General features: G+C 65.4%; 12 protein-coding genes. 3 read left to right on the top strand and 9 right to left on the bottom strand.

The window, feature by feature from the left end:
* Positions 1–8 precede the first annotated feature (8 nt).
* The 7 genes from CK219_RS02865 to CK219_RS02835 all read right to left on the bottom strand — a co-directional run bounded on the left by CK219_RS02865 (position 9) and on the right by CK219_RS02835 (position 6,378).
* Entirely contained in the window at positions 9–908 is a 900-nt protein-coding gene (locus tag CK219_RS02865) for an alpha/beta hydrolase (protein ID WP_245340376.1), read from the bottom strand.
* A 21-nt stretch (positions 909–929) separates the two neighbouring features.
* A complete protein-coding gene (locus CK219_RS02860; protein ID WP_095765219.1) occupies positions 930–2,546 on the bottom strand; it encodes a molybdopterin-binding/glycosyltransferase family 2 protein in 1,617 nt (538 codons plus the stop codon).
* Positions 2,543–3,247: an XdhC family protein gene (locus CK219_RS02855; RefSeq protein WP_095765218.1), complete on the bottom strand. Its 705-nt coding sequence runs from the start codon at positions 3,245–3,247 to the stop codon at positions 2,543–2,545. Before CK219_RS02855 ends, CK219_RS02860 begins: the two co-directional genes overlap by 4 nt.
* A 6-nt stretch (positions 3,248–3,253) precedes the next feature.
* Entirely contained in the window at positions 3,254–3,592 is a 339-nt protein-coding gene (locus CK219_RS02850) for an XdhC family protein (RefSeq protein ID WP_095765217.1), read from the bottom strand.
* Between the two features lie 86 nt (positions 3,593–3,678).
* Positions 3,679–4,926, bottom strand: a complete 1,248-nt coding sequence (locus CK219_RS02845; RefSeq protein ID WP_176476909.1) for a VWA domain-containing protein — start codon at positions 4,924–4,926, stop codon at positions 3,679–3,681.
* A gap of 5 nt (positions 4,927–4,931) precedes the next feature.
* The gene (locus CK219_RS02840; RefSeq protein ID WP_095765216.1) at positions 4,932–5,855 is read right to left on the bottom strand and encodes a MoxR family ATPase; all 924 of its coding nucleotides are present in this window, start codon (positions 5,853–5,855) and stop codon (positions 4,932–4,934) included.
* A 28-nt stretch (positions 5,856–5,883) separates the two neighbouring features.
* Positions 5,884–6,378, bottom strand: coding sequence for a flavin reductase (locus tag CK219_RS02835; RefSeq protein WP_095765215.1), 495 nt, complete (start codon positions 6,376–6,378; stop codon positions 5,884–5,886).
* Positions 6,379–6,569: 191 nt separating this feature from the next.
* Here CK219_RS02835 and CK219_RS02830 point away from each other — a divergent pair, with 191 nt between their 5' ends.
* Both CK219_RS02830 and CK219_RS02825 read left to right on the top strand, forming a co-directional pair.
* On the top strand, positions 6,570–7,640 hold the full coding sequence (locus tag CK219_RS02830) for a branched-chain amino acid ABC transporter substrate-binding protein (protein WP_095765214.1): 1,071 nt from the start codon (positions 6,570–6,572) through the stop codon (positions 7,638–7,640).
* Positions 7,640–8,656 carry a P1 family peptidase gene (locus CK219_RS02825; RefSeq protein ID WP_095765213.1) on the top strand — a complete coding sequence of 339 codons (1,017 nt, stop codon included), beginning with the start codon at positions 7,640–7,642 and terminating at the stop codon, positions 8,654–8,656. Before CK219_RS02830 ends, CK219_RS02825 begins: the two co-directional genes overlap by 1 nt.
* A 7-nt stretch (positions 8,657–8,663) precedes the next feature.
* Here CK219_RS02825 and CK219_RS02820 read toward each other — a convergent pair whose 3' ends face one another.
* Entirely contained in the window at positions 8,664–8,921 is a 258-nt protein-coding gene (locus CK219_RS02820; RefSeq protein ID WP_095765596.1) for a DUF2171 domain-containing protein, read from the bottom strand.
* 262 nt (positions 8,922–9,183) lie between these two features.
* Between CK219_RS02820 and purB the strand changes: the two genes are divergently transcribed.
* Positions 9,184–10,491, top strand: a complete 1,308-nt coding sequence (purB, locus tag CK219_RS02815) for an adenylosuccinate lyase (protein ID WP_095765212.1) — start codon at positions 9,184–9,186, stop codon at positions 10,489–10,491.
* A gap of 254 nt (positions 10,492–10,745) precedes the next feature.
* Here purB and CK219_RS02810 read toward each other — a convergent pair whose 3' ends face one another.
* Positions 10,746–11,558, bottom strand: a complete 813-nt coding sequence (locus CK219_RS02810) for a VOC family protein (protein ID WP_095765211.1) — start codon at positions 11,556–11,558, stop codon at positions 10,746–10,748.
* Between the last annotated feature and the right edge of the window lie 39 nt (positions 11,559–11,597).

The raw sequence follows: 11,597 nt of genomic DNA, 5'->3' as shown, positions 1-11,597 counted from the left end.
CAGCGCAATCACGGCGCTTTCGTCAGCATCCAGTTCAGCGTGCCGCGCCAGTCGACCATGCGGATCGGCGTGCCGTGCGTGCCGGTCTCGAAGCGTACGAAGCGGGTCGGATAAGCCTTCCTGGCCAGAATCGAACGGAAGAAGGCTTCCTGCTTCTCCACCGGGAAGACCACGTCATGGCTGCCCTGTCCGAAAAACACCGGTACGCGGCGCTTGAAGGCGGGGCTGGTGAGAAAGCTGTCGTCCCACAGCGATCCGAGCAACAGCAGCCCATTGATGCGGCCGCCCGTGTCCTTGCGCGCGGCGAGCTTCCAGCAGATGATCCCGCCCATCGAGCCGCAGGCGACGAAGATCTTCGCGCTCGGCGATGTCTCGGCATAGTGGTCGATGAGCGCCGCGACCTGCGCCGCGCCCTTGTCGCCGAAATCGGGGAAATCGGGCGAAAGATAGAGCCCGTTGTTGGCGGCCATCAGGTTCTTGATGCGATTGAAATTGCCGCCGAAGGTGAAGTCGTCCACGCCTTGCTTGCGGCTGCCGCCTTGCCCGTGCAGATAGAGCACAATGATGGACGCGCCTTCCGTCCTGCCGACCGCGACATGTCTGATATCGCCGGCATCGGTCTTCAGCATCAGGTCCTGCTGCACCTTGCGCACCCCGGGATCGGTGTATTGCGCATGCACGCGCTTTTCCGGCACCTCGTCGCGCTGATTTATGTCGCGCATCTCGCGATAGTCGAGGACGGTGTAGGCGCCGTTGTCGCTCGTCGACAGTGTCGCCGGATAAGCGAACAGATCGTCCTTGAACGATTTCAGCGAAAGCGTTTGCCCCTCGGCGACCGAGAGGGACAGCGCCGTCGCGGCGATCAGGGCGAAGAAACGTCGATAACGCAAAGTCATGCCGAGAGGCATGCGAAATTCGGCTCCGCTTTGTCAATCCTGCAGAACGCCACCCGCCCCTTCCAGCGCCTCGCGCGTGTCGACATCGATCGAGGCGCCCTGCCCGATCTCGACATCGATGACGTCGAGACCCTCGGCCTCGACCAGATGCCGCGCGCCGGTGTCGCCCTCGAGCTGCGCGACGGCCGCGAAAAGCGAGCGCGGCAAAAGCACCGGATTGCCGCGCTTGCCTTGGTGCGAAGCGCGCACCACGGAGCGGCCGTCGGAGCTGCGGAACGCGTCGATCAGGCTATCGAGGTCCCCCGACGAAACGCCCGGCATGTCGCCAAGCACGATCATGGCGCCGGCCGCGTCGGGCGCGACCTTCGCGATACCCGCCTTCAACGACGAAGCGAGGCCATCGGCGAAATCCGGATTGTCCGCGAATGTCACGCCAAGACCCCCAAGCGCAGAGCGCACGCGCTCGCGCTGATGGCCAGTGACGACGACGGTGGCGGCGGCCTTCGAGGCCAGCGCGCGGGAGGCGGTACGGCGCACCAGCGGCTCGCCGTCGAACAGCGCCAAAAGCTTGTTCGGCCCGCCCATGCGGCTCGAGCGGCCGGCGGCCAGAAGCACGATATCGACTTTCATCGCCGACCTTGCCGGCTGCGGCGCCGGCTCGCGTGGCTGCGGCCTGGTCGGAATTTCCATCAAAAGCCCGCCGACGCCCATACCGGCAATATCGCCCGCTGTCACCTCGAGCCCGGCAACCAGCCGATCGAGCACCCAGTCGAAGCCATTTTCCTTCGGGCTGCGCGCGCATCCGGGCGCGCCGACGATGCGCTTGCCGTCGAGCGTTCCGAGCACCAGCAGATTGCCGGGGTCGACCGGCATGCCCGCGCGGACGACGGTACCGCCGGCACACTCGATCGCGGCCGGCACGACATCGGCGAAGTCGCTCATCGCCGAGGCGCCGAAGATCACCACCATGTCGTTGTCGCGCGCCAGCTGGGTTGCGGCCGCGGCGACCGGCGCCACGTCGTGCGGCGTGCGCCGCTCGGCCGTAAGTCGGCCGCCGAAACGCGCCAGGCGCGCCTCGGTGACGCGCAGCGTCTTGTCGAGCACGCTCGGCTTGACGCCGGGAAGCATCGTCTGGATGACGCCGACAGTTATGGGGCGATAGGCATTGACGGCAAATATCTCGCGGCCGGCGCAGATCCTCACCACGCTGTCCACCAGGCTTTCGGCGACGGCAAAGGGGATGATCTTGACCGTCGCCACCATCTGCCCCTTCTCGACCGGCGCATGCTGCGCCAGCGTCGCGATGGTGATGGCTGGATCGACGGCATTGATGGCGTCGATCATCGCGGCGTCGACGGTAAAGACGCCTGAGGCTTCCGCATGCAAATTCACCCGCCCGGTCGCGGCCGGCTTGACCTCGACGTTGCGGTGACGCATGGCGGCGGCGATCCTATCGGCAGCGGCATCCTCGTCGAGATCATCCTCGGCAAGCACCGCGGCGACGACTTCGCCGACGCCCGCCGCCTTGAGCGCCGCGATATCGTCTCGGCTCAATCGGTGCGCCTTGCGGAAGCGTTTTTCGCCGGCGGTGGTCGCATGCGCCAGCACCGCCCCTTCCGCCTCGTCGATCGGAACCGGTCCGAATTTCACGCCACGGCGCCTTTTGCTTCGAGACCGCGCGAGCGGAAGGCGTGGATCGTCTGCGCAAGGACGGCGACGGCGATCTCGGCCGGACTGGCAGCACCGATATCGAGGCCGATCGGCGCGTGGATGCGGGCGATCTGGTCGGCACCGGCGCCGAGCGCCAGCAGGCGTTCGACACGCTTGGCGTGGGTTTTGCGGCTGCCCAACGCCCCGACATAGAAGCATTGCGCGTCGAGCGCCGCCTTCAGCGCGAAATCGTCGATCTTCGGATCGTGGGTGACGGCGGCAAGGGCGGTATAGCTGTCGAGTGGCGCGCGTTTCAGCACATCCTGTGGCCATTCGGCATGCAGCGCGACGTCGGGGAACCGTTCCGGGGTCGCAAACGCGGTGCGCGGATCGATGATCTCGACCGGATAGCCGGCGATCCTGGCCATCGGCGCCAGCGCCTGGCTGATATGCACGGCGCCGATCACCACCAGACGCGGACGCGGCAGATGCGCGTTGAGAAAGAACGTCCGCCCTTCCGCCTCCACCGACTGCGAATTGCCGGTGCGGAACGCATTGGCGATCGCCGCGCCGAGATCGCCTGCGACATGGTCGCCCTCGCGCACGATGCGGTCGCGGCCGTCGCCGAGGTCGGTGACAAGCACCGCGGCGCGGCGAGCGCGGCGTTCTTCGTTGAGCGTCTTCAGGACGTAGGGATCCATCTGTGATCAGCCCAGCCTTTCAACATAGACCTTGATACGTCCGCCGCAGGAAAGGCCCACCTGCCATGCAGTCTCGTCGGCGACGCCGAATTCCAGCATCCTGGCCTTGCCCGAGCCGATGACGTCCATCGCCTCGGTCACCACGGCGCCCTCGACGCAGCCGCCGGAGACCGAGCCATGGAAATTGCCCTCGGCGTCAATGACCAGATGGCTGCCGACCGGGCGAGGCGCCGAACCCCAGGTCTCGACCACGGTCGCGATGGCGACATCCTTGCCGTCCTTCATCCAGTCTTCCGCGATGATCAGGGGATCGCGGGCCTCGTCGAGATAAATGCTCTCATCCATCGTCGCTTCTCGCAAAGTCTGTTTTTCAAGGAAAACCTTGGTCGTCCCTACGGTAAACGTTGGTTTCCCGCCAAGGAAACATATGGCTACGCGGCCTGCCTCCCGCCAGCTTGCCAGCGGCGCGGGTCGACCGAAGTCGCCGGCCGCTGGTCGAGCGAGGCGCAAAGATCGGCCAGCGCGTCGAGATTGTGCACTGCCCGGAACTCGTCGACATAGGGCAGCATCGCCTTCACGCCACGGGCGCGGGCCTCAAAACCGTCGAAGCGCAACAGCGGATTGAGCCAGATCAGCCGCCGGCAGGATTTTTGCAACCGCTCCATCTCCTGCGAAAGGCCGGCGACGTCGTCGCGCTCCAGTCCGTCGGTGATGAGAAGCACCACGGCACCCTGCCCCAGCACGCGCCGCGACCACAGCCGGTTGAACTCGGCAAGCGTGTCGCCGATGCGGGTGCCGCCCGACCAGTCCTTCACCGCCGTCGAGCATTCGGCCAACGCCTCGTCGGGATCGCGATGGCGCATCTGGCGGGTCAGGTTGGTCAACCGCGTGCCGAAAACGAAGGCGTGCACGCGCCGGCGCTTCTCCGTCAGCGCATGCAGGAAATGCAGGAAGATGCGCGTATACTGGCTCATCGAGCCGGAAATGTCGGCCAGAACGACCAGCGGCGGATGCGCTTCGCGCGGAGACCGGAATTTCGGCAGGATAAGCTCGCCGCCGGTGCGCGCGGCCGAGCGCATCATGGCGCGCGGATCGATGCGACCCCCTTGCGCGTCCGCCCTGAAGCGCCGCGTGCGGATCAGATCGAAGGGCAGGCGCAAGGCCGCGATCGCCTTTTTGGCTTCGGCCATCTCCGCCGCATCCATCTGGGCAAAATCCTTGCTGCGCAGCACCTCGTTGCCGGAAAAGGTGAGGCGCGCATCGACCTCGATCTCCGGCACTTCCCGGACCGGTTGATTCTTCCGATGGCCTTCGAACATCGCCTGGCTGACGCGGTTCTCCGCCGCCCGCGGCTTCTGCTTTTCGCGATCGTCCGGCGCGACCGGCGAGAACATCGCCAGCAGCTTCTCGATCAGCTCGCGCGATTTCCAGAACAGGCGGAAGGCCTCGTCGAAGACAGGATGATCCTCGCGCCGCGAGACGAGCACTGCATGCAGCGTCCAGTAGAAATCCTCGCGCGAGCCGATGCCGGCGGCAAGCACCGCCTCGATGGCGTCCTTCACGGAAGCCGGACCGACGCGCATGCCTGCCTTGCGCAACGCACGCGCGAAATAGACGATGTTGTCGGCGATGCGCCCATCGGCGAGCGCCTCTTTGGGTTCCGGACGCGGCACAGGCATCGCGCCTACTCCGCCGCCGACAGCTCGGCCTTCACCTCATTGAGGATGCGCCGGCCCTCGCCCTCTCCGATACGGGCGATATCGTCCTGATATTTCAAAAGCACGCCGATCGTGTCCGATACGGTCTCCGGATCGAGCGCCACCTTGTCGAGCTCGGTCAGCGCGCCGGCCCAATCGATGGTTTCGGCGACCCCGGGTGCCTTGAACAGTTCGACCTGGCGCAGCTTCTGGATGAAGGACACGACCTCCGCCGACAGCCGGCGGTTCGCCTGCGGCACCTTGCGCCGCACGATCTCCAGCTCGCGCTCGGCATTCGGATAATCGACCCAATGATAGAGACAGCGACGCTTCAGCGCGTCGTGGATCTCGCGTGTGCGGTTGGTGGTGATGATGACGATCGGCGGCTCTTCCGCCTTGATCGTGCCCAGTTCCGGGACGGTCACCTGGAAGTCCGACAGGATCTCGAGCAGGAACGCCTCGAAAGCTTCGTCGGTGCGATCGAGCTCGTCGATCAGGAACACTGGCGCGGCACCCGCCTTGCCGGTCAGCGCGTCGAGCACCGGGCGGCGGATCAGGTATTTTTCGGAAAAGACGTTGCGCTCCATGTCGGAGCGGACGACCTTGCCCGCCGCCTCCTCCATGCGGATCTCGATCATCTGCGCGGCGTAATTCCACTCATAGACGGCCGAGGAGACGTCGAGCCCTTCATAGCATTGCAGGCGGATGAGCCGGCGGCGGAGCGTGTCGGCCAGCACTTTGGCGATCTCGGTCTTGCCGACGCCCGCCTCGCCTTCGAGGAACAAGGGCCGCTTCATGCGCAGTGAAAGAAACAGCACCGTCGCCAGCGAACGGTCCGCGACATAATCCGCGCCTGTCAAAAGATCGAGCGTTTCGTCGATCGTTTTCGGCGCGGGGCGCGGCGCGGTCATCTTGTCTCCGTGGATCCCGCTTGCACGTTCAAAGAAAATGATAGCCGCGGTTGTGGTAGATCAGCGGCCGCAAATTATCGCCGATGCGCAGGCCTGTCACCTTGCCAAAAAGCACACGGTGGGTGGCAAGGTCCTTGCTATCGATGATCTCGCAGTCGAACACGGCCAGCGCGCCTTTCAGCGTCGGGGCGCCAGTCGAGATCACATCCCATTCAGCAAGCGCGAAGCGCTCCTCCACCGGCAGGCCGGTGATGCCGGAAAAGGCGACCGATACGGCTTCCTGGTCCGATGCGAGGGTGTTGAGCGCGAACTTGCCGTTCTTGATGAAAGCTTCGTTCTTGGCGTTCTCGCGGTTGAGGCAGACCAGCACCGTCGGCGGGGTGTCCGAGACCGAACAGGCGGCGATCACCGTCGCGCCCCTTTTGCCGCCGGGCCCGTCGGTCGTCACCACATGCACATGGCCGGCAAAATGCGCCATCGCATCGCGATAATGCTGCGGCCCGATATCATTGATCTTCAGCACCCGATGTCCACCTGTCGAAACCAGTTCGTTATATATGGCGGCATATTGCACGCCACAAGTTGCATAGCATGGGCGAAGTGCTTGACCGCAATCCGCAAATTCGCGTGTTGCGCAGCGCTTAGCCAGCCTTTAGGCATTTCCTGGAACAGTGTCGGGACTGTATTCCCGGCATGGAGGATCTCTTAGCCCGAATGCGTCTTCTCACGACGACATCAGCCGTGCTGCTCTGGTTGTCGCTGGCCGCGAGCGCCGACGCTGAGACGCTGGTCGGCGTTGCCGCGCCGCTTTCCGGCTCATCGGCGATCCTCGGCAAGCAGATCGAGGCCGGCGCCGGCCTTGCGGCGGAAGCGAACGGCATCGCGATCAAGGCCGTGGACGATGCCTGCACCGCCGATGGCGGCGCCGCAGCAGCGAAGGAATTCGTCGACGCCAAGGTCAATGTCGTGGTGGGCTTTCTCTGCACCGACGCGATCGAGGCGGCGCTGCCGATCCTGAAGGATGCCAACATCCCGGTCATCACGGTCGGCGTGCGCACCGAAAGCCTGACCGACCGGCGCGCCAAGACCGGCTGGCCGGTCTACCGGCTCGGCCCGCGCGGCGACGATGAGCGCAATGCGGTCGCCGCCAAGCTAATCCAGCTCTGGCGCGACGACCTGTTCGCCATCGTCGATGACGGCACCATCTATGGCCGCGAGATGGCCGAGACCTTTCGCGCCGCAGCCGAGCAGGCTGCCTTGAAGCCGGTCTTCACCGACACGTTCCGGCCGCAGCTCGACAACCAGATCGGGCTGATCGGCCGGTTGAAGAAGGCCGGCGCGACCAAGGTGTTCGCCGGCGGCGACGGCGAGGATATAGCCATCATGGGCCGCGACGCCGCCCAGCTCGATGCCGGCATCACCTTTGCCGGCGGCGAAAACCTGCGCACGCCGCAGGGCGATGTGCCCTATGCCGTCGGCACGCTGATGATCGCCCCGCCGGAATGGTCGGAGATCGCCGATCCCAAGGTGGTGCAGGGTTTCGCAGCGAAGAACATCGTGCCGGACGGCTACACGCTTCCGGCCTATGCCGCGGTCGAGGTCGCCAAGGCCGCGCTGGCCGGTGCGGAAAACACTGGGCAGCCGCTCGGCGAAGCGTTGACCGGCCGTGATTTTGCGACCGCGATCGGCACCGTCCGCTTCGACGACAAGGGCGATCTCAGCCAGAACCCGTTCCGCCTCTTCCGCTTCGACGGCATGCATTTCGTGCCGCTGGAGGACAAGTGATGTTCCGCACCGGTCCGCGCAATCTGATCACCGACGTTGCCGGCCTTCGCGTCGGCAATGCCGCCGAAGCCAGGCTCAAATCCGGCGTCACGGCGGTGCTGTGCGACGAGCCCGCCGTGGCCGGCGTGCAGGTGCTGGGCGGCGCACCGGGCACGCGCGAGACCGACCTGCTCGAGCCGCAGAATTCGATCGCGATGATCCACGCCGTCGTTCTGTCCGGCGGCTCCGCCTTCGGCCTTGACGCCGCCTCGGGCGTACAGGCGGCGCTGCGCGAAAAGAACATCGGTGTCGAGGTCGGCGGCTTCCGTGTGCCGATCGTGCCGGCCGCGATCCTGTTCGACCTGCGCAATGGCGGTGACAAGGATTGGGGCCGTCACCCGCCCTATCGCGAGCTCGGCTATGAGGCCGTGCAGACGGCAGCAGTCGATTTCGCGGTCGGCACGGCGGGCGCCGGCACCGGCGCCCTGACCTCCGGCCTCAAAGGCGGGCTGGGCTCCGCCTCGACCGCGCTCGATAGCGGCGTCACCGTCGGCGCGCTCGCCGCCGTCAATCCGACCGGCTCGGTGACGGTCGGCCGCAGCCGCCATTTCTGGGCGGCGCCCTTCGAGATCGGCGACGAGTTCGGCGGCCTCGGCTACCCAGCCCCATTGCCCGAAGACGCCAGGAAGATCCTGCTGAAATATCGCGACAGGCAAATGGGCGGCGAGGCCGAAGGCGGCAGCACCACCATCGCCGTCATCGCCACGGACGCCGTCCTGACCAAGGCCGCGGCCAAGCGACTGGCGATTTCGGCGCATGACGGCTTCGCACGCGCCATCTGGCCAACGCACACGCCGGCCGACGGCGATCTCGTCTTTGCCCTGGCGACCGGCAGGAGCGGCATCGAGCTCGGCGCCGATGCCGCGATCGACCTGTTCGCAGCCGCCGGCGCCACCATGGCGCGCGCGATCAGCCGCGGCGTCCATGCGGCGACGCCGGCCGACGGCGACTTGTTTCCGGTTTGGTCGTCGCGTTGACGGCCGATCAAGTCGGATCAGATTTTTCTTCCTCGAAGGTGACCGCGACATCCGAATTCGCGGAGAGCCATACCTTCTGGCCGTCGATCTCCGCGACCAGGGCAAGCGAAATGTAGTGGTGATGGTTCTTGTGCGAGCCCATGCCGCTGTCGGCCTTGGTCAGCTTGATCCGATCACCCTCGACTTTGTCGACGGTGCCGATATGGACGCCGTCGGCGCCGATCACTTCCATGTGTCCGCATATCTTGCTGATGTCGGTGCTCATGCTGGTTCTCCGCTGGATGGCGATTTGCCCTTTCGGATGCGAGACGGCCGACAATAACAAATGAACGCCGGATTGGATGCATCGCACGGCGCGCCTCGTTCATCGTGGCGTGATAAGCATGACGCTGATGAGACAGATGACAAACCGTCTTGCAGCGCTCGTCGCGGTCAGTACCTGGTTTGCGCGGCAGCGGCGTTGAGCATTGGGCCTGGCTCTGTTAGGACGCGGCCGACGCTTCTCCCAGGCAGGACTTAGAAAACGGATGATCCCTCGCTATTCCCGGCCGGAAATGGTCGCCATCTGGTCGCCCGAAACCCGCTTCCGCATCTGGTTCGAGATCGAGGCGCATGCCTGCGATGCGCTGGCCGAGCTGGGTGTCATTCCGAAGGAAGCGGCGAAGACGATCTGGGAAAAAGGCGGCGCGGCCAAATTCGACGTCGCCAAGATCGACGAGATCGAACGCGTCACCAAGCATGACGTCATCGCTTTCCTGACCCATCTCGCCGAATTCGTCGGACCGGATGCCCGCTTCATCCACCAGGGCATGACCTCGTCGGACGTGCTCGACACCTGCCTTGCGGTGCAGCTGACCCGGGCCAGCGACATCCTGCTTGCCGATATCGACGCCTTGCTCGCGGCGCTGAAGCGCCGCGCCTTCGAGCACAAGGACACCGTCACCATCGGCCGCAGCCACGGTATCCATGCCGAGCCGACCACCTTTGGCGTCAAGCTGGCGCAGGCCTATGCCGAGTTCTCGCGCTGCCGCGAACGGCTGGTGCACGCGCGCGAAGACATCGCCACCTGCGCCATTTCCGGCGCGGTCGGCACCTTCGCCAACATCGAGCCTTATGTCGAAGAGCATGTGGCGGCAAAGCTTGGCCTGAAGCCGGAGCCGGTGTCGACCCAGGTGATCCCGCGCGACCGCCACGCCATGTTCTTCGCCACGCTTGGCGTCATCGCCTCGTCGGTCGAACGCCTCGCCATAGAGATCCGCCATCTGCAGCGCACCGAAGTGCTGGAAGCGGAAGAGTATTTCTCGCCGGGCCAGAAGGGCTCGTCGGCTATGCCGCACAAGCGCAACCCGGTGCTGACCGAAAACCTCACCGGCCTTGCCCGGATGGTGCGCGCCTACGCCATGCCGGCGATGGAAGACGTGGCGCTCTGGCACGAGCGCGACATTTCGCATTCCTCGGTCGAGCGCATGATCGGGCCGGATGCGACGGTAACGCTGGATTTCGCGCTGTCGCGCCTGACCGGCGTCGTCGACAAGCTGCTCGTCTACCCCGAGAACATGGAGAAGAACCTCAACAAGTTCCGCGGTCTGGTGCACTCGCAGCGCGTGCTGCTGGCACTGACCCAGGCCGGCCTGTCACGCGAGGACGCCTACCGCCTGGTGCAGCGCAACGCCATGAAAGTGTGGGAACACGGCGCCGATTTCCTGGAGGAACTGCTTGCCGACAAGGACGTGACGGCGGCGCTGCGCGAAGCCGAGATCCGCGAGAAATTCGATCTCGGCTATCATACCAAGCATGTCGACACGATCTTCAAGCGGGTGTTCGGGGAAGTTTGAGGCCGAACAAAGGCGCGCGCTGGCGCCAGGCTGGAACACCCCCTCATCCGTCTTGTCGCTTCGCGACAAACCACCTTCTCCCACAACAACAAGGGGAGAAGGGGGAATGTGGCGCCCGCGCCTCAGCTAATCACCAACGCCGCGATTGGCGCCGGCTCCGGCGCGGTTTTCCCTTCTCCCCCTGTGGGAGAAGGTGGATCGGCGCGCTAGCGCCGAGACGGATGAGGGGTGCTCCAGCTTGACGCAGGCGTCGCTCAAGCCTTCCCAGGCACCGTCCTGATCACCGTGCCCCAGGGATCCTCACGGCTCGTCTCCTCCTTCACATTGTCCGAGCGCATCTCGACCCAGGCGAGGCCCGAGCGCGACGGATCGCGGCGGCCGGCGCCGGCGCTCTGCCAGGCATTGGCGCCGATATGGTGGTGGTAATGGCCGGACGACAGGAACACCGCCTGGCCGCCATATTTGGCGACGGTGTCGAAGCCGAACTGGTCATGCCACCAGGCCTCCGCGTCCTCCGGCCGACCGACGCGCAGATGCACATGGCCGACAATGGTGTTTTCCGGCGCGCCCTGCCAGCCGGCATCGCCCGCCGGCACGCTGCCCACCACCGCCTGCAGGTTCAGCCGCTCGGTCGCCATGGCAATTCTGTCGCCGTTCCATTTCCAGTCCTGCGGGCGGCGATCGGCATAGATCTCTATGCCGTTGCCTTCCGGATCGGTGAGATAGAGCGCCTCGCTGACCAGATGGTCGGAGGCGCCCTCGATGCCGATGCGATTGGCGGCGGCGTGGCTGATCCAGCGGCCAAGGTCCACACGCGACGGCAAAAGGAAAGCGGTGTGAAAAAGGCCGGCGCTACGCGGATCGTCGGTCTTGGCCGACGAATCCTGTTCGAGCACCAGCAATGGCCGATTGGCTGCGCCGAGCGTGATCGCGCCGTCGGCGCGGCTCAGTTCCTGCAGGCCGACGACGGCGCGGTAATAGGCCGCCAGGCTTTCGGCATCGCGCGCCTTTAGCCCGACACGCGACACGCTGACCGGGGTGGTCGCGGCAAAAGGCAGTTCGCTCATCAAACTCTCCGTTCGGGCAGCGCTAATCCCAGCATGGGA

It is taken from the genome of Mesorhizobium sp. WSM4313 (assembly GCF_002294725.1).
Taxonomy (GTDB): domain Bacteria; phylum Pseudomonadota; class Alphaproteobacteria; order Rhizobiales; family Rhizobiaceae; genus Mesorhizobium.
Note: the sequence above shows the minus strand (reverse complement) of the source record. Positions and strands in the feature narration are given on the sequence as shown.

Coding starts and splice junctions, on each gene's coding strand:
- CK219_RS02865 (WP_245340376.1), bottom strand. CDS start 908: ATGCCTCTCGGCATGACTTTGCGTTATCGACGTTTCTTCGCCCTGATC.
- CK219_RS02855 (WP_095765218.1), bottom strand. CDS start 3,247: ATGGATCCCTACGTCCTGAAGACGCTCAACGAAGAACGCCGCGCTCGC.
- CK219_RS02850 (WP_095765217.1), bottom strand. CDS start 3,592: ATGGATGAGAGCATTTATCTCGACGAGGCCCGCGATCCCCTGATCATC.
- CK219_RS02845 (WP_176476909.1), bottom strand. CDS start 4,926: ATGCCTGTGCCGCGTCCGGAACCCAAAGAGGCGCTCGCCGATGGGCGC.
- CK219_RS02840 (WP_095765216.1), bottom strand. CDS start 5,855: ATGACCGCGCCGCGCCCCGCGCCGAAAACGATCGACGAAACGCTCGAT.
- CK219_RS02830 (WP_095765214.1), top strand. CDS start 6,570: ATGCGTCTTCTCACGACGACATCAGCCGTGCTGCTCTGGTTGTCGCTG.
- CK219_RS02825 (WP_095765213.1), top strand. CDS start 7,640: ATGTTCCGCACCGGTCCGCGCAATCTGATCACCGACGTTGCCGGCCTT.
- CK219_RS02820 (WP_095765596.1), bottom strand. CDS start 8,921: ATGAGCACCGACATCAGCAAGATATGCGGACACATGGAAGTGATCGGC.
- purB (WP_095765212.1), top strand. CDS start 9,184: ATGATCCCTCGCTATTCCCGGCCGGAAATGGTCGCCATCTGGTCGCCC.
- CK219_RS02810 (WP_095765211.1), bottom strand. CDS start 11,558: ATGAGCGAACTGCCTTTTGCCGCGACCACCCCGGTCAGCGTGTCGCGT.